18 protein-coding genes are annotated in these 16,581 nt (G+C 70.3%); 7 read left to right on the top strand and 11 right to left on the bottom strand.

The window, feature by feature from the left end; translation table 11 throughout:
- Positions 1 to 131: 131 nt before the first annotated feature.
- Positions 132 to 1,043: a diiron oxygenase gene (locus JOE46_RS19295; protein WP_097213446.1), complete on the top strand. Its 912-nt coding sequence runs from the start codon at positions 132 to 134 to the stop codon at positions 1,041 to 1,043.
- Between the two features lie 69 nt (positions 1,044 to 1,112).
- Complete coding sequence (locus tag JOE46_RS19290) at positions 1,113 to 2,816, top strand: FAD-dependent oxidoreductase (protein ID WP_097213447.1); 1,704 nt, start codon at positions 1,113 to 1,115, stop codon at positions 2,814 to 2,816.
- Positions 2,817 to 2,840: 24 nt separating this feature from the next.
- Here the strand turns inward: JOE46_RS19290 and JOE46_RS19285 are convergent, their stop codons facing one another.
- The 7 genes from JOE46_RS19285 to JOE46_RS19255 form a co-directional block, all read right to left on the bottom strand.
- Positions 2,841 to 3,560 carry a phosphatase PAP2 family protein gene (locus JOE46_RS19285; RefSeq protein ID WP_097213448.1) on the bottom strand — a complete coding sequence of 240 codons (720 nt, stop codon included), beginning with the start codon at positions 3,558 to 3,560 and terminating at the stop codon, positions 2,841 to 2,843.
- A 114-nt stretch (positions 3,561 to 3,674) separates the two neighbouring features.
- Positions 3,675 to 4,436 carry an SDR family NAD(P)-dependent oxidoreductase gene (locus JOE46_RS19280; RefSeq protein WP_097213449.1) on the bottom strand — a complete coding sequence of 254 codons (762 nt, stop codon included), beginning with the start codon at positions 4,434 to 4,436 and terminating at the stop codon, positions 3,675 to 3,677.
- Positions 4,437 to 4,470: 34 nt separating this feature from the next.
- A complete protein-coding gene (locus JOE46_RS19275) occupies positions 4,471 to 5,253 on the bottom strand; it encodes an SDR family oxidoreductase (RefSeq protein WP_097213450.1) in 783 nt (260 codons plus the stop codon).
- A 5-nt stretch (positions 5,254 to 5,258) separates the two neighbouring features.
- Positions 5,259 to 6,077, bottom strand: a complete 819-nt coding sequence (locus JOE46_RS19270; RefSeq protein WP_097213451.1) for a MaoC/PaaZ C-terminal domain-containing protein — start codon at positions 6,075 to 6,077, stop codon at positions 5,259 to 5,261.
- A 145-nt stretch (positions 6,078 to 6,222) separates the two neighbouring features.
- Positions 6,223 to 7,338: an acyl-CoA dehydrogenase family protein gene (locus JOE46_RS19265; protein ID WP_097213452.1), complete on the bottom strand. Its 1,116-nt coding sequence runs from the start codon at positions 7,336 to 7,338 to the stop codon at positions 6,223 to 6,225.
- 13 nt (positions 7,339 to 7,351) lie between these two features.
- Positions 7,352 to 8,518 (bottom strand): acyl-CoA dehydrogenase family protein, encoded by a 1,167-nt coding sequence (locus JOE46_RS19260; protein ID WP_209928137.1) that lies wholly within the window; start codon positions 8,516 to 8,518, stop codon positions 7,352 to 7,354.
- 60 nt (positions 8,519 to 8,578) lie between these two features.
- Entirely contained in the window at positions 8,579 to 10,006 is a 1,428-nt protein-coding gene (locus JOE46_RS19255; protein WP_307861309.1) for an MFS transporter, read from the bottom strand.
- A gap of 169 nt (positions 10,007 to 10,175) precedes the next feature.
- Between JOE46_RS19255 and JOE46_RS19250 the strand changes: the two genes are divergently transcribed.
- Positions 10,176 to 10,634, top strand: coding sequence for a nuclear transport factor 2 family protein (locus tag JOE46_RS19250; RefSeq protein ID WP_097213455.1), 459 nt, complete (start codon positions 10,176 to 10,178; stop codon positions 10,632 to 10,634).
- A 19-nt stretch (positions 10,635 to 10,653) separates the two neighbouring features.
- On the opposite strand, the gene JOE46_RS19245 is transcribed toward JOE46_RS19250, so the two are convergent.
- Together JOE46_RS19245 and JOE46_RS19240 are read right to left on the bottom strand one after the other, a co-directional pair.
- Positions 10,654 to 10,977, bottom strand: coding sequence for an AzlD domain-containing protein (locus JOE46_RS19245; protein ID WP_179800673.1), 324 nt, complete (start codon positions 10,975 to 10,977; stop codon positions 10,654 to 10,656).
- A complete protein-coding gene (locus tag JOE46_RS19240) occupies positions 10,974 to 11,651 on the bottom strand; it encodes an AzlC family ABC transporter permease (protein WP_097213456.1) in 678 nt (225 codons plus the stop codon). Before JOE46_RS19240 ends, JOE46_RS19245 begins: the two co-directional genes overlap by 4 nt.
- A 66-nt stretch (positions 11,652 to 11,717) precedes the next feature.
- Between JOE46_RS19240 and JOE46_RS19235 the strand changes: the two genes are divergently transcribed.
- Genes JOE46_RS19235 through JOE46_RS19225 form a run of 3 tightly spaced genes read left to right on the top strand, consistent with a single transcriptional unit; the run spans position 11,718 to position 13,191 of the window.
- The gene (locus JOE46_RS19235; RefSeq protein ID WP_097213457.1) at positions 11,718 to 12,278 is read left to right on the top strand and encodes a helix-turn-helix domain-containing protein; all 561 of its coding nucleotides are present in this window, start codon (positions 11,718 to 11,720) and stop codon (positions 12,276 to 12,278) included.
- A gap of 59 nt (positions 12,279 to 12,337) precedes the next feature.
- Positions 12,338 to 12,745, top strand: coding sequence for a DUF2628 domain-containing protein (locus JOE46_RS19230; RefSeq protein ID WP_097213458.1), 408 nt, complete (start codon positions 12,338 to 12,340; stop codon positions 12,743 to 12,745).
- A 32-nt stretch (positions 12,746 to 12,777) separates the two neighbouring features.
- The gene (locus tag JOE46_RS19225) at positions 12,778 to 13,191 is read left to right on the top strand and encodes a DUF1992 domain-containing protein (RefSeq protein WP_209928135.1); all 414 of its coding nucleotides are present in this window, start codon (positions 12,778 to 12,780) and stop codon (positions 13,189 to 13,191) included.
- A 32-nt stretch (positions 13,192 to 13,223) separates the two neighbouring features.
- Here JOE46_RS19225 and JOE46_RS19220 read toward each other — a convergent pair whose 3' ends face one another.
- Positions 13,224 to 14,105, bottom strand: a complete 882-nt coding sequence (locus JOE46_RS19220; protein ID WP_209928134.1) for an LLM class F420-dependent oxidoreductase — start codon at positions 14,103 to 14,105, stop codon at positions 13,224 to 13,226.
- An 85-nt stretch (positions 14,106 to 14,190) separates the two neighbouring features.
- Complete coding sequence (locus JOE46_RS19215; protein ID WP_209929197.1) at positions 14,191 to 15,822, bottom strand: AMP-binding protein; 1,632 nt, start codon at positions 15,820 to 15,822, stop codon at positions 14,191 to 14,193.
- A 235-nt stretch (positions 15,823 to 16,057) separates the two neighbouring features.
- On the opposite strand from JOE46_RS19215, the gene JOE46_RS19210 reads away from it, so the two are divergent.
- Entirely contained in the window at positions 16,058 to 16,561 is a 504-nt protein-coding gene (locus JOE46_RS19210; protein ID WP_257017706.1) for a nuclear transport factor 2 family protein, read from the top strand.
- The last annotated feature ends 20 nt before the right edge of the window (positions 16,562 to 16,581 follow it).

Below are 16,581 nucleotides of genomic sequence, written 5' to 3'. Positions count from 1 at the left end.
CATATCAGGAAGTTTGGCGAGCCAAACTCTGATCTAACTGGACAGCTGTCCGGTGACAGTTGTCACACCACGGGGGTAGATGTAAAGTCGCAGTACCTGTTACCCGGTGTCACATAAATGGAGGACTGCCAATGACAACCGCGATGCCGCTGCAGCGCCCCGCGATCTCCGACCGCGAAGAGACGGCGAAGCGGTTGCTGGCGTCCTCGGCCCGCAAGTCCTACGACCCGATGATCGAGGTCGACTGGGAGGCTCCTGTACCGGACGACAAGTACGGCCTCACCCCCGAGTGGAGCACCCTCTACGGCACCGCGCTGTGGGAGGAGATGACCCTCGAGCAGCAGGTCGAGCTCACCAAGCACGAGTGCGCCAGCGTCGCAGGCGTCGGGTTGTGGTTCGAGATCCTGCTCATGCAGATGCTGCTGCGCGACGTGTACGGCCGCGACAAGCACTCCCGGCACGTCCAGTTCGCCCTCACCGAGGTCGCCGACGAATGCAGGCATTCGGTGATGTTCGGCCGCGCGGGCGAGCGGCTCGGCATGCCGAGCTACGGCCCGCACCCCGTCATCCACAAGCTGGGCCGGATCTGGGGCGGTTTCTTCAAGGGGGCCAACGCGTACGCCAGCGTGATGGCCGCCGAGGAGATCCTGGACATGATGCAGCGCGACTTCATGAAGGACGAGCGCGTGCAGCCGATCACCCGCACGGTCAGCAAGATCCATGTCCTCGAGGAGGCCCGGCACATCCGCTTCGCCCGCGAGGAGGTCGGTCGCCGCCTGCAGGGCGCGAGCCGGGCGCGGCTGGCGGTGGAGCGGGTGAACACCGCGGTCGTCGTCTACTTCGTGATGAAGTCGATGATCAACAAGGACGTCTACGCGAACGCCGGTCTCGATCCGGAGCGCGCCATCGCCGAGGCCAAGGCGAATCCGCACTACAAGGACAAGGTCCGCACGTCGGGCACCAAGCTCATGCAGTTCCTCGACAGTTCCGGCCTCGTCGGCGGCCCGTCCAAGCGCCTCTACAAGAGGGTGAACCTGCTCTGATCGCCGGTCGGGCCGCCCCCGACCGTCATCCGCCCCGCAGCCCAGCTCCCGCACCTAGGAACGACTCTCATGGCATACGTGATCACCCAGGCGTGCTGCAACGACGCCTCCTGCGTTGCGACCTGTCCGGTGAACTGCATTCACCCGACGCCGGACGAGGCGCAGTTCAGGACCACCGAGATGCTGTACATCGAGCCGGACACCTGCATCGACTGCGGGGCCTGCGTGGACGCCTGCCCGGTCGCCGCGATCTTCCCCGCGGACCAGCTGTCCCAGGCGGATGCGCGATACGCGGAGATCAACGCGAACTACTACGAAAAATACCCGCTCCAGGAGGGCTGGAGGCCCCTCAAGGCGACCGAGGCCAAGCGCGTGGACCTGGGCACCCTGCGCGTCGCCATCGTCGGTGCCGGGCCTGCCGCGTCGTATGCCGCCGAGCAACTCCTGGTGCACTCGGACGTCGAGGTCGAGGTGTTCGAGAAGCTGCCGACCCCGTGGGGGCTGATCCGCGCGGGTGTCGCGCCCGACCACCCCGGCACCAAGGTCATCACCGACGCGTTCGAGTGGACGGCGGCCAAGGACGGCTTCCAGTTCCACCTCAACGTCGAGGTGGGCAAGCACCTCAGCCACGACGAGCTGCTGGCCAACCACCATGCGGTGATCTACGCGGTGGGCGCCTCCAGCGACCGCAGACTCGACATCCCGGGCGAGGACCTGCCCGGCAGCCACGCCGCCACCGAGTTCGTGGCCTGGTACAACGGCCACCCGGACTACGCCGATCGCGAGTTCGACCTGTCCGGCGAGCGCGCGGTCATCGTCGGCAACGGCAACGTCGCGATCGACGTGGCCCGCGTGCTCACCATGGACATCGCCGAGCTCGCCACGACCGATATCGCCGATCACGCGCTGGAGGCCCTGCGCCACAGCAATATCCGCGAGGTGGTGCTGCTCGGGCGTCGCGGGCCCGCCCAGGCCGCGTATTCCACCCCCGAGTTCCTCGCCCTCGGTGAGCTCGAGAACGTCGACGTGGTGATCGACCCTGCCGAGCTCGAGCTCGACGAGCTCAGCGCCCGTCTGCTCGAGAGCGGCGAGTACGAACCGTCCGCCGAGTTCAAGGTGCAGCTCGCCCGCGAGTTCGCCGAACGCGCGAGCACCCCCGGCCGCAAGCGGATCGTCTTCCGCTATCTGGCCTCGCCGACGGCGCTGCTCGGCACCGACCGCGTCGAGGCCGTCACCGTCGCGCGCAACGAGCTGGTCGCCGGGACCGACGGTTCGCCGAGCGCCCGGCCGACCGCGGACTCCGAGACGCTGGGGGCATCCCTGGTCCTGCGCTCGATCGGCTACCGCGGGCGGCCACTCGCGGGCGTCCCGTTCGACGAGCGTCGCGGGACGATCCCCAACGACAACGGCCGGGTGCTCGAGTCCGCGGGCGGTGCGCCGGTCGACGGCGTCTACGTCACCGGCTGGATCAAGCGTGGACCGTCGGGGGTGATCGGGACCAACAAGGCCTGCGCCAAGGAGACCGTCCGCGGGCTGCTCGAGGACTTCCAGTCCGGCAGCCTCAGCAGGCCAGTCGGCAGCCGCAAGGACCTGACCAAGCTGGTTACGCAGCGCCAGCCCGCCCGGATCGACTACCGCGGCTGGCAGGCGATCGATGCCGCCGAGCGTGCAGGTGGCGCCGCATCCGGTCGGCCGCGCGTCAAGATCACCGATGTCGACGAGATGCTCGGTGTGGCCAGGGTCCGCCGCCGCCTCCCGCTGATCCGGCGCTGACCCGGAGGGGCGCGCACGCGCCCCTCAGTACCGGGGCTCGCCCGCCGGTACCCGGCCGCCGAGGCCGACCCTCCGCAACAGGTGCGCGGTCACCGGGGTCAACACGATCGCGACCGCCACCGCGATCGACGCGCCGAACACCAGACCCGCCGCCACGTCGTGCGGGTAGTGCACCCCGCTGACGACGCGCAGCATCGCGACCACGACCGCCGACGCGGCCGCGAGCACGCACAGCCATATCCGGCGCGCGGCGTAGCTCGCGAGCACCACCGCGGTCGCCAGCGCGGCGGCGATGCCCGAGTGGTTGCTCGGGAACGACCAGTCCCCCATCGGCGGACACTCGGCGAGGGCGTGCACCCCGGGGACCGCCGTGCACGGCCGCTCCTCGGTGACGACCGACTTCACCGCGAGCGTCGCGAGCGCCGACGCCGCCGCGCCCGCGCCGCCCGCGAGCCCGACCGCGAGGGTGTTGGCATCGCCGCGACCCCACCACAGCGCCGCCGCGAGCATGGCCGCGAGCGCGAACAGCAGCGCCTCCGCCGCCAGCTCGGTCAGGGTGCCCATCTCGCTCGGCCACGTGCTGGTGACGGCGTCGACCTGTCGGTACAGCGAGGTCGAGGCGCCGAACACCGGGTTGGTGGCGACCTCGGACGGGCCGAACACCGCGAGGATCCCCGCGGCGAGGATCAGGGCGGCAACGGCGAGCGGCCAGTGCCGCGGTGGGGAGGGAAGGCGATCACGCATCCGCGGGAATTTACCCAGAGAAACTGGCAGGAAACTGAGAGTGAACAACTCCGCCGCCCGTGGGTCCTTCTGGCCCCTATCCGGGCCGAAAGGACTCACGGGCGCCGAAGGCGCCTATCCCCAGCGGGACTGACCGCCGTCGAGCGGGATGGTGGCGCCGGTGAGGTAGCGGGCGTCCTCGCCTACCAGGAACACCACGGCCCGGCCGATGTCGGCCTCCGGCTCGCCGACGCGGCCGAGCGGGATGCCTGCGACGAACTCGGCGGCCTCCTCCGGGTTCTTGTTCATCCACCACTTCAGCGCGGGCGTGAGCGCATGCGGGGCAACGTTGTTCACCCGGATGCCGTCGCGGCCCCATTCGGACGCGGCGGCGCGGGTCAGCACCCGCATGCCCTCCTTGATGGAGCCGTACACGCCGTAACCGCCCGCGTCCCACCGAACCGCCGCCGAGGTCACCAGGTTGATGATCGAGCCACCGCCGCGCGCGACCATGTGCGGATGACAGGCCTGCATCAGCCGCAGCGTCGCGAGCGGTCCGGAGGCGAACGCCCGCTCGAACTCCCCGTCCTTGACGTCGAGCAGCTTGCCGGGCATGGCGTCGTTGGCGTTGTTGACCAGGATGTCGACGCCGCCGAGTTCGGTGACGGTCCTGTCCACCGCCGCCGCGATGTCGTCGCTGTCGGAGACGTCGCAGCGCACGGGGATCGCGGTGCCGCCGAACTCACGGATCGCCGCGACCGTGGTGTCGAGCTTGGATTCGGTCCGTCCGGCCACCGCGATGGCCACGCCCTCCTTGGCGAGGGCGAACGAGATGCCCTGACCGATCCCCTGACCCGCACCCGTGATCAGCGCGACCTTTCCGTCGAGAGTCCCCATGTGCAGTGCTCCGATCCTTGAGAATGCGTGTGGCTCAGCCGAGCTCGGGATGGGTTGCAATGTAGCGCGCCGGGTACTCGCCGCCACCGTGAACGGCGATGTCGGCGCCGTTCACATAGGAGGACAGCGGACCACCGAGGAACAGGCAGGCGCCTGCGATGTCCGCAGGCACCGCCATCCGGCCGATCGGCAGCGTCCGGGTGACCGCCGCTCCCCCGTCCGCGCCGTACACCGACGCGGCGGCCTCCGTGCGGATCAGCCCGGTGGTGATGTGGTTGACCCGGACCTTCGGCGCCCACTCGAGCGCCAGGGCCCTGGTCAGCACCAGCAGGCCGCCCTTGGCGGCCGAGTACGCGGCGGTGCCGGGCTGCGGGTCGTGCGCGGAGACCGAGCCGATGTTGATGATCGACCCGCCGTCCTCCTGCGCCTGCATCAGCCGGTTCGCGGCCTGCGCAACGTAGAAGGGCGCCAACAGGTTCAGCGCGACGATCTTCTCCACGAACCGGGGCGAGACCTCGGCTGCGCCCGCATCGGGCGAGCCGCCGGCATTGTTGACCAGCACGTCCAGCCGGCCCATCGCCCGATGCGCGTCCTCGACCATCGCCCGGACCGCATCCGGGTCGCGCACATCGACAGACCGGAACTCGGCCCGGCGACCGTCCGCCTCCGGTAGCGCGTCCGGTTCCGTGCGGGCGCACACCAGCACCCGCGCGCCAGCGGCCAGGAAGGTCTCGGCGACCACGCGCCCGATGCCCTTGGTCCCGCCGGTCACCAGGACGGCACGGCCGGCGAAGTCGGCGGGATTGGCGACACCCATCGCGGTCAGCCCGCGAATCGGGCGCGGGCGCCCGCGATCGCCACCGTGTCCGCGCCGACCTCGAACTCGACCGCGTCCCCGTCTCGCCAGCCCCGCACGGGCAGGACCTGCCCGGGGAACACCGGTGCGGAGAACCGCCCCGACAGCTCGACCAGGTCGGCGGGGTGCGCGCCGAGCGCGCGCGCCAGCGGCAGCGTGCTCGCGGCCAGGGTGCACAGCCCCTGCAGGATCGGACGCGGCTGGCCGATGCGCTCGGCGGCGGCCGGGTCGATGTGGATGTGGTGGAGATCGCCGGTCAGCCGGTAGAGCGCGGCCTGGTTCTCGAAGGTCGCCAGCTCCGTCGACAGATTCGGCTCGCCCTCCGGTGCCGGGGGCTTGGACGGGCCCCGCTCGCCACCGAAGCCGCCGTACCCGGGCGCGAACAGCGACCAGGTCGCCACGAAGTACTCGCACTCGACGCGCACCTCGAACACCGCCGCGGCGCCCTTGTCCCAGACCTCGCCAACGGAGGCCGTCAGGGTCAGCTCACCGCTGCGCGGCAGCGGCATGAGCACCTTCAAGTCCTGCGACCCGTGCAGCGCGGTCTTGGTGTCGAAGGCGCCGCGGGAGCCCAGCTCGTCGGGGGCCCACTGTGCAAGGGTCAGCGCGAAGGTCGGCAGCACGCGCAGCCGGTCCTCGAACACCAGGTCCAGCTCGCTCGCGGCGGCACCGACCGCGAGCGCGTAGACGATCGCGTCCCGCTCGGTGTAGCTGACGGTTCTGGTGCCCAGGTCCGCGCCGCGCCAGCGGCCCGCGTTCGAGGTGTTGGTCTCGGTGGTGCTCATCAGGCTGCTCCCAGTATCAGTCCGCTGGTCGGCACGGCTGTTCCAGCCGTCACCAGCACGTTGTCCACTCTCGTCGCACCCTACTGATGGATGTGGTGCCGGGCGACCATCGCGACCCACTGGGCGGGAACCACCCTCGCCGCGGTCATGCCCCCACCTCGATGCCCGATGCGAGAAGTGCGCCCAGACGAGCAAGGTCCGAGCTCGCGCCGCCGAGGGTGGCCGCGATCTGTTTGCCCCACAACAGGTGCCGGTGCACCGGGTAATCGGTGTCCACCCCCATGCCGCCGTGTACGTGGGTGGTCCGGTGCACCACGCGCTGACCGCCGTCGGTCGCCCACCACTTCGCGACCAGCACCGAGGTACCGGGTTCCGCGCCCGCGGCGAGCAGCACCGCCGCCTGCCACAGAGTGACCCGCATGGCCTCGAGGTCGATATAGCAGTCCGCTAGCTGGTGGCTCACGGCCTGAAAGGTCGCCAGCGGGCGCCCGAACTGCTTGCGCTCGTTGAGGTAGGCGACGGCCTGGGACACCGCGCCGGAGCCGACACCGAGCTGGATCGCGGCCAGCGCGAGCTCGGTGCGGTCCAGCAGCCAGGAGACCGCGGATCCGTCGGCCGGGCCGAGCAACTCCGCCGTGGCACCCGAGAACTCGATGTTGGCGCAGATCTCGTGGGTGGTGGACTGCGTCCGCACGACGCTCACGCCGTCGCCGGAGAGGTCGACGAGGAACAGGGCGGCGCCCGACCCGGTCGTCGCCGACACGACCGCCCGGTGCGCGAGGTGCGCCACCGGCACGGCGGCCTTCGCGCCGTCCAGACGCCACACACCGTCGGCGGACGACGCGGCGGTGGTCTCGGGGTCACCCGCGACGTAGGGCCCGAACTCCTCGAGACCGACGGTGAGGAAGGTGCTGCCCTCGGCGACGCCCGGCACGAGCGCGCTGCGCTGATCCGCGGTCCCGAACTCGGAAACAGCCAGCGCCGCAATGGCGGTCGGCCAGATCGGCACGGGCGCGACGTGGCGACCCTGCTGTTCGAGCAGGACGTACAGCTCGGCGACGCCCAGTCCCCCACCGCCGAGATCCTCGGGCAGGGCGATGCCGAGCAGTCCGGTGACCGCCAGCTCACGCCAGAGGTCGCGGTCCACGCGGTCCTCGGTGGCCTCCACCTCCTTGACCCGGTCGATGCCCGCCTTGCTCGTGAAAACCTCATCGGCGAGGGCGCGGATCGCCTCTTGCTCTTCGCTGAAGTCGAAGTCCATCAGTGCTCCTCGCTCATCTGACCCTCTTCTCCCGGACCAGGCCCAAACCGATGGTGCCGACCATGTCGCGCAGCACCTCGTTGACTCCGCCGCCGAAGGTGTTCACCACGCCCTGGCGGGAGATCTGTTCGATCTGGCCGGCCAGGATCGCGCCCGGCGACTCCGGCCGGATCCGGCCCGCGGCGCCGAGGATGCCGAGCAGGGTGCGGTACACGTCGACGTGCGTCTCGGTGCCGTACGCCTTGGTCGCCCCGGCGTCGGCGCCGGAGAGGGCGTCCCGAGCGACCGCCGAGGTCATCTTCCAGTTCAGCATCCGCATCGCCTCGAGCTTGGCGTGGGTGCGCGCGAAATCCTGCTGTACCCAGGGAATCTCGATGGTCCCGTTCGCGCGCGACCACTCCAGCACCTGGTTCCACAGCCCGTAGGTCCGGCCACCGAGGGCCGCCAGACCGATCCGTTCGTGGTTGAGCTGCGCGGTGATCAGCTGCCAGCCGCCGTTGACCTCGCCGACGACTTCCTGGTCCGTGACGCGGATACCGGTGTAGTAGGTGGAGGTGACCATGAGACCGCCCACCGTGTTGATCGGCGACCAGGAGAAGCCCGGGTCGTCGGTCGGGACGATCAGGATGGAGATGCCCCTGTGCTTGGGCGCCTCGGGATCGGTACGGCAGGCCAGCCACACGTAGTCGGCGGTGTTCGCGCCGGAGGTGAAGATCTTGTTGCCGTCGATCACCCAGCCGTCGGCGTCGCGGACCGCACGGGTCGTCAGCGAGGCGAGGTCGGTGCCGGCCTCGGGTTCGGTGTACCCGATCGCGAAGACGATGTCCCCGGCGAGGATACCGGGGAGGAACCTCTCCTTCTGCTCCTGCGTGCCGTACTTCATCAGGGTCGGGCCGACGGTGTTCACCGTGACGAACGGGAAGGGCAGACCGGCCCGCTGGACCTCGTCGAAGAACACGAACTGCTCCTCGATGGAGCGGCCCTGGCCGCCGTACTCGACCGGCCAGCCGATGCCGAGCCAGCCGTCGCGGCCGAGCAGCCTGACGATCTCGCGGAAGTACTCGCCGCCGACGCCCTGCTCACCGGCGGTGCGGCGCTTCTGCTCCGGCAGCAGCGTGGCGAAATACGCGCGCAGCTCGCGGCGCAGCTCGGTCTGCGCGGCCGACTCCCTCAGGTCCATCGATGGTCTCCCTATCTCGCGGCACTCGAGCAGGTCACGTGCGCTCGCGCCAACGGGACGCTACTGAGCGGCGCGGATCCGGTCCGGTTCAGTCTCACTCAGCGGCAGATCCTGCGGGCGGACTTCGTCGCCTGGGATGAACACCGCGACCAGCAGCGCGACAAGCGCCGCGGCCGATCCGATCCCGAACACCAGCGCGTACGCGCCCGCCGTCGGGAACTGCACGCCCGCGACCTGCATAATCGACGCCGTGGTGACCGCCGCGACGACCGCGCTGCATGCGGAGGTACCGATGGAACGCGCCAACGAGTTGAGGCTGTTCGCGGCCGCGGTCTCGGATACAGGAACGGCGCGCATGATCATCGCCGGGACCGCCCCGTAGGCGAAGGCGGCGCCGATCGCGGTCACCGCGATGCACGCGACGATCACGCCCAGCCGGTGCGGCACCAGCGCGCGCGTGAGATTGGCGACCAGCAGGATGACGGCGCCGAGCATGAACGTCGTCCGCGGCCCCCTGCGCCGTGAGATGTGCGCGGACACCGGCGAGAAGGCGATCATCATCAGGCCGCCGGGCAGCAGCGCGATCCCGCTGAGCGTCAGCGACATCCCGTATCCGTACCCCGTCGCGGCAGGCGCCTGGAAGATCTGCGCGCTCACCATGAATGAGGTGAACATGGCGAAGCCGATCAGGATCGAGGCGATGTTCGTCAGCAGCACCTGCCGTCGGGCGGAGACACGCAGGTCCACCAGCGGGCGCTTGACGCCGGTCGAGGCCAGCCGCAGCTCGTAGACGCCCCAGAGCAGGAACAATGCGGTCGACCCCGCGAACAGCCCGAGGACCACCGCGCTGGACCAGCCCCAGTTGTTGCCCTGCGTCACCGCGAGCAGCAGGCAGACCAGCGCCGCGGACAGCCCCACAGCCCCCACCAGGTCGAACCTCCCGCCGGTCCGCACCGGCGACTCGGGTACCAGCGCCCAGACGGTGACGATCTCGATGATCCCGAGCACGGCCGCGCCACCGAAGAGCCAATGCCAGCTCAGGTGCTCCGCGACCACGCCGGTCAGCGGCAGCCCGATGGCGCCGCCCGCGCCTAGGGTCGAGCTCATCAACGCGATGCCCGAGCCGACCCGATCCTCGGGCAGCTCGTCGCGCATGATGCTGATGCCAAGCGGGATGACGCCCATCGCGGTGCCCTGCAGCGCCCGGGCGACGAGCACCACCGCGAACTCGTCGGAGACCGCACCGAGGGCACTGCCCAGCACCATCACTGCCAGCGCGATCAGCAGCATCCGGCGCTTGCCGAACATGTCGCCGAGCCTGCCCAGCACGGGAGCGCAGACCGCGCCCGCGATCAGGGTCGCGGTCACCAGCCAGGCCGCGTTCGAGGCGGAGGTGTTCAGCAGCCGCGGGAACTCGGGCAGCAGCGGCATCACGATCGTCTGCATCAGCGAGACCGCGATGCCGCAGGAGGCCAGGGCGATGACCACGAGTCGGGCGGAAGTCGGCCTCCCGACAATCGGTTGTGCGGCCAACATTCCTCCAGACAGAGTTCTCGACCCCGATCATGCGCCCGCGCAGCCGGATCCCGGAGCACTTTTCCCGCTCAGCGGGCGCGGGCGCGGCCCGCACCCGCAGCAGGCGTCGCATACTCGGGGCATGAGCACTCAAAACCACGCCGACCGGCTCGATCTCGCCGATCTGGCCGGACGATACGCGTCGGCGGTGGACGGCCGTGACACCGCCGCCCTGGCCGCGCTGTTCACCACGGACGCCGAGTTCGTGCAGCCCGCCGCGCTCGTCCGGCGCGGTCAGAGCCCCACCGTCGCGGGTCCCGAGCAGATCGCCGCGACGGTGCTCGGGGCAGTCGGGCACCTGCACTCGACGCATCACGCGGTCGGGCAGCAGATGCTCTCCGTGGACGGCGACGCCGCGGACGGCCTGGTCTATTGCCAGGCGCACCACATCTACCGGGTCGAGGACGGATTCCGCGACAACAGCCTCGCCATCCGCTACCGGGACAGCTACCGGCGCGTGGACGGTCGATGGCTGGTCGCGCGCCGCGAGCTGACGGTCGACTTCGCGGAGGACCGACCGGTGACGGTGCCCGGCGCCTGACCGCCCTTCCCGGGACCGATCAGGGGACGCCGAGGAGGCGCAGTCCGGCCGCCGTGGCCGCGGCGGCGAGCACGGCCACGAGGAAGGGCGCCTTGCGCCAGGCGAGCACCCCGCCGACCAGCACGCCCAGCGGTCGTGCGATGCCGGCCGCGCCCTGGTCCTGGGTCAGCGCCGTGGTGGCGGCGACCGCGACCAGTAACACCACTGCCGCCGTGCCCATCAGCTTCTCCACCCGATCCGGCACGACCACCCGGGTCCGCAGCGCGGGGCCCGCGAATCGGAAGGCGAACGTTCCCGCCGCCAACACGAGTATCGAAATCATCAGTACCGCAGACACGTTCACCGAACCGCCACCTTTCGCACGCCGCCGGCGCAGAGCCCCACGAGCGCAAGCAACACCGGGATGCCCGCGGGCAGGAAGGGTGTCGCGGCGAGCGCCACGCCCGCGCCGACCAGTGCCGCCCGGGCGGTGGCCAGATCCCGCAGCGCCGGAATCACCAGCGCCAGTAGCACCGTGGGGAACATCGCGTCGAGCCCGAGAACGTCCGTGTCGCCGATGACGCTGCCCGCGGTCGCGCCGATCAGCGCCCCGGCGGGCCAGCAGACCAGGATCCCGATTCCGCACAGCCAGTAGGCGGCGCGCCTGCGGACCGCGTCGTCCTGACCGAGCGCGAAGACCGCGCTCTCGTCGTTGAGGACGTGGCTGCCCAGCATCCGTCGCCAGCCGCCGCCGGTCACGTCGCCGACCGCCAGGCCGAACGGCAGGTGCCGCGCGTTGACGAGCAGGCCCGCGGCGAGCGCAGCGAGCGGGCTGCCGCCTGCCGCGACGATGCCGACGAACAGGAACTCCGAGGCGCCCGCGAGGACGAGCCCCGCCATCAGCACGGGCAGCCACGGCGCGAACCCGAGACCGACCGCGATGGCGCCGTAGGACACGCCGACGATCCCGTCGGCGAGGCACACGAGGGCGATGTCTGCCCGGAGCCCGCGATCAAGTGTTCGCCATGTCGAACGCATGACTTTTATAATGAACAGGTGGCAAGTGTTCGTCAAGTCGAACAATACGACCGATACAGTGAACACATGGCACCGGAGGGGAAGGCCCCGCTGGACGCGATCGCGTCGGCGCTGCGGCAGGAACGCGAACGGGCCGGGCTCTCGCTCACCGAGGTCGCCCGGCGCGCAGGCGTGGCCAAGTCGACACTGTCCCAGCTCGAGGCGGGCACCGGCAATCCCAGCGTGGAGACGCTCTGGGCGCTGTGCACCGCGCTCGACATCCAGATCTCGCGACTGCTGGATCCGCCGCGACCGCGGGTCCAGGTGATCCGCGCCGACGAGGGCCCGGCGCTGCACTCGGATCGGGCCGACTACCAGGCGACGCTGGTCGCCTCCTGCCCGCCGAACGCGCGCCGCGACGTCTACCGGATCGCGGCCGAACCCGGTCCCGCCCGTGAGTCGCAGCCGCACCCGCCCGGTGTCATCGAGCACGTCGTGCTCAGCGCGGGCCGGGCCCTGGTGGGGGTGACCCCGGATCCCGTCGAACTCGGCCCCGGCGACTACATCGCGTACCCAGGCGATGTCGCGCACGTGTTCCAGGCACTCGAACCCGGCACCCGCGCTGTGATGATCTCCGAGCACACCTGAGCTCCACCACCCCAGCGCTCGACCGGAACCGAATCTCGTCGGCGTGCGTCCAACTGGTCATGACGCCGACTCACCTGAACCCGACCGCCCCCGCTTCCGGACTGGGCGAGAGGTGGATGTTCCGGTTCGATTTCTTCGCCCAGCACGGACTGCCCGGGTTATGGAAGAACAGCCCCGAGTGGGTCGCCGCGTTCAAGGCACTGCCCTTCGGTCGACGCATGATCCTCCAGTTCAACTGGCTGGCAGCATTTTTCGGCTTCGTCTACCTGTTCGCCAAGGGCCTGTGGCGAAAGGCCGTGGCATTCATCGCGCTCGGCGTCGCTTACGGCGTCGTCGCGACGTTCGCCGACACCCCCGTGTGGCTGGACCGGGGCGCCGCAATCGGCCTCACCGTCTTCTGCGCGACGCGGGCGAACGTGTACGTCTACGAGAAGAAGGTCCTCGGCAAGCACACCTGGTCGCTGTAGCAGGGCCTACTGGGTCGGTGCATCCTTGAGGCATGACCGAGCGCAAGCCGTGGGACGTCCCGTTCGAGTCGTGGGTCGAGCGTCAGATCCGGGTCGCCCAGGAACGCGGCGACTTCGACGACCTGCCCGGCGCGGGCAAGCCGATCCCGCACCTCGCCGACGACGACGAGCTGTGGTGGGTGAAGAACAAGCTGCGGGCCGAGGGCCTGTCCACCGAGGCACTGCTGCCGCCGTCGCTGCAGCTGCGGCGCAAGGTCGCGCGACTGCCCGAGACGGTCGCGGACCTGCCGACGGAGGCCGACGTGCGGGAGGCTGTCGCGGAACTGAACCGTCGCATCGCCGACTACCTGCGCGCCCCGAGCGCGCCGCGGGTGCCGGTGCACCGGGTGGACGCAGAGGCGGCGGTGGCCGGGTGGCGGACCGGCCGCCGCCCCCGAACCCGGTGACGGCTGCCGTCCCCGCGGCTCCGTACGACCGGTCAGGCCAGGCCCAGCCGCTTCGAGCACTCGGCCATCTCGTCGAGCACCGCCTCGAAGGTGGTCGCGTGGCGGGACGCGGACAGCAGGATCCGATCGGACCCGAGCGAGGTCGCCCAGTCGATCTTCGACCCGTCCACCCTCGTCAGCAGGTGGCCGAGCACCAGCGCGACCTCGGACGGGTCACGCCCCGCCTCGACGGCGGACGAGCGCATCAGCGCCACCGCCGCGTCGAGGTCCTCGCCGCCGAGCCCGAGCGGCTGAAAACCGTTGCCCAACCGCCCCGCTCGCCGCGCCGCCGCCTTGCTGTGGCCGCCGATGTACAGCGGCACGCCGGACGGGTGCGCCGGCTTCGGGAACGAATACGCCCGCTCGAACCGATAGTGCTCGCCCGCGTGGCCGACGCCCTCGGACCCACCGGCCCACAGCGCGCGCATCACCGCGATGGCCTCGTCGGCGACCTTCCCACGGCGGTCGAACCGGCCGCCGCAGGCCTCGATCTCCTCCCGCATCCAGCCGACGCCGAGACAGATCCGCAGGCGCCCGCCGGAGAGCCGGTCAAGGGTCGCGAGCCGCTTCGCCAGCACCACCGGGTTGTGGTTCGGCAGCACCAGCACCCCGGTCGCGAGGCCGAGTGTGGTGGTGGCCCCCGCCACGAAGGACAGCAGCTCCAGCGGGTCCGGGATGTCGCAGTCGTCGGGCAGGTGGGACTTGCCCGTCGGCGAGTACGGGTACGCGCTGTCGGTGTCCCCGATGACCACGGAATGCTCCACCGCCGAGATCTCGTCGAACCCGAGAGACTCGGCGGCCCTGGCGAACTCGAGGATCTTGTCGGGCTCTCCGGTGACACCGAGCTCGACCGGGATCACGACTCCCAGCTTCATGGAACATCCTTTCGACAGAGGCGGCTGCGCCGCCCGTGCGCGGTTGGCGAGTCCACACACTCGTCAACCACGCACAGGCAGCTGCCTATACATAGCGCTGGCGCCCATGCGAGGCGAACTCCGCCTCCAGTGCGACCTTGTCATCCTCGGACATCACCTGGTACTCCGGTTCGCCGCGTCCCTCCCAGCGGAACACCGGGTCGACACACCGCCAGAGCTCGGACTGCAGCTCGCGTTTGAGCACCTTGTTCGACCCGGTCACCGGCAGGTTCCTCGATACCCGGACGAAACGCGGGGCCGCCTTGGTGCCCAGGTCGTCCTGGGCCGCGAGGAAGGCGGCGAACTCGACCGGATCGAAGTCCGAGGTGTCGGCCACCTCGATTGCCGCCATCACCTGGTCGCCCGAGCGCGGATCCGGCACCGCGTACACCCCGGTCGCGATGACCTTCGGGTGCCTGCGCACGATCCGCTCGATCATCAGCGCCGAGGTGTTCTCGCCGTCGACGCGGATCCAGTCGCCCTTGCGCCCGGCGAAGTAGATGAACCCGGCTTCGTCCACGTAGCCGAGATCGCCTGTCCAGTACCAACCGTGCCTGATCCGGTCCGCCACGGCCTGTTCGTTCTTGTAGTACCCCTCGAACCGCTTGGCGCCGCCCTTGTCGACCATCTCCCCGATCGCCGCGTCCGGGTTCAGCACCCGGCCGTGCTCGTCGAGGCGGGCCCGCTCGCACTCCACCAGGCTGTCCGGATTCACCACCGCGATTTCCACGTGCGCCGGACGCCCGAGCGCGCCGTCGGGCGCGGCCGGGTCGAGGCGAACCGAGCCCGCGCCCTCGCTCGACCCGTAGCCCTCGAACAGTTCGGCGCCGAACCGGCGGACGAACTCCGCCCTGTCCTCCGTGGAGGCTTCCGTGCCGAAGCCGCGGACCAGCGTGTTGTCGTGGTCGTCCGGCCGCTCCGGCGTGGCCATCAGGTACGCCAGCGCCTTGCCCACGTAGGTGAAGTAGGTGGCGCCGAAGAACCGCACGTCCGGCAGGAACCTGGACGCGGAGAACTTACGCGTCAGGCAGACCGTCGCGCCGTTGGCCAGGGCAGGCGCCCAGAGAGCCATCAGGGCGTTGCCGTGGAACAGCGGCATGCAGCAGTAGTCCACGTCCTCGCGGACGTGACCGTACTTAGTGGTGTTCGCGTGCGCGAGGCGCGCGAGCCTGCCCTGGCTGCATCGCACGGCCTTGGACATGCCGGTGGTGCCGGAGGTGAACAGCAACAGGAACAGCGTCGACTCGGAGACCTCCGGATCTGCGGCGGGGTCCGCGACCCGATGCGCCGCAACGCGTTCCGCGTACGCGGGGTCGTCGACGAGGAGGAACCGGTCCTCGGTCAGCCCTAGATCGAGCCCGCGCAGCTGTGCCATGCCCGCCGCGTCGGTGACGATGAGCTGGCAGTCGACATAGCGAACCTCGGCCTCGAGCTCGGCGCCGCGCCGCGTCGGGTTGATCCCGACGATCGCGGCCCCGCTCAGCGCGGCGCCGCCGAGCCAGAAAAGGAACTCCGGGGTGTTCTCGAGCAGCACGCCGATGTGGAACGGACCGTCGACGCGCAGCGCGGCGGCCAGGGCGCCGCGGGCCGCGCTCTCGCGGACGGTCTCGTCCCAGGTCCAGTCCCGCTCGCGGGTGCGCACGCCCAGGTGCTCGTCATCGACGCGGTCCAGCAGCATCTCGGCGATCGTGGCGCGTTCCAACTCGACTCCTGTAACTGGGTGTCTTGGTGTTCACAGCTTCGGCGGCTTCGACACTAGCCACCCCGCCGCTGCTCGGCGTCCGAAGTCCCGGTCAGCGGTGCGACCACCGGTTTCCCTTCTCCCGGTGACCGGGAAGGTCATGACCCACGGACTGGCCCTGCGGTAGAACTCGTGAGCGCAAACGTGACGGGGCGACAGGAAGGGGACGGCGGTGACGGCGCTCGATGAACTCCTCGACAAACAGGCCATCTACGAGGTGGTGATGCGCTACTGCCGCGGCATCGACCGACTCGACTTCGACCTGGTACGCGGCGCCTATCACCCGGACGGCATCGATCACCACACGGGATTCGACGGCGGCGTCGAGGAGTACATCGCCTGGGTACGCCCCAAGCTGGAGCTTCTCGGCGGCACCATGCACCACATCGGGAACCACCTCGTCGAGTTGCACGGCGACCTCGCGATCAGCGAGTCATATTCCACGGCAACACATTGGGGCCACCCCACCGGGGGCGACTTCACCAGCGGCGCGCGCTATGTCGACCTGATGGAGCGCCGCGCGGGCCGGTGGGCGATCGCGGAACGCTGGGCGGTGCGCGAGTGGACCCGTTCCGACGAGGGTCGGATGATCACCCCAGAGGCCGACGGACCGCGCGGCCGTCGCGACGGCGCCGACCTGCTGGTCGAGCTGCGGTCGCGACTGACCGCGCGGTAGCGCGCTCGGGAGCCCCGTGG

It is taken from the genome of Rhodococcus sp. PvR099, assembly GCF_017833315.1.
GTDB classification, from domain to species: Bacteria; Actinomycetota; Actinomycetes; order Mycobacteriales; family Mycobacteriaceae; genus Rhodococcus_G; species Rhodococcus_G oryzae.
The sequence above is the reverse complement of the archived record's forward strand: the minus strand, read 5'-3'. Positions and strand labels throughout refer to the sequence as shown.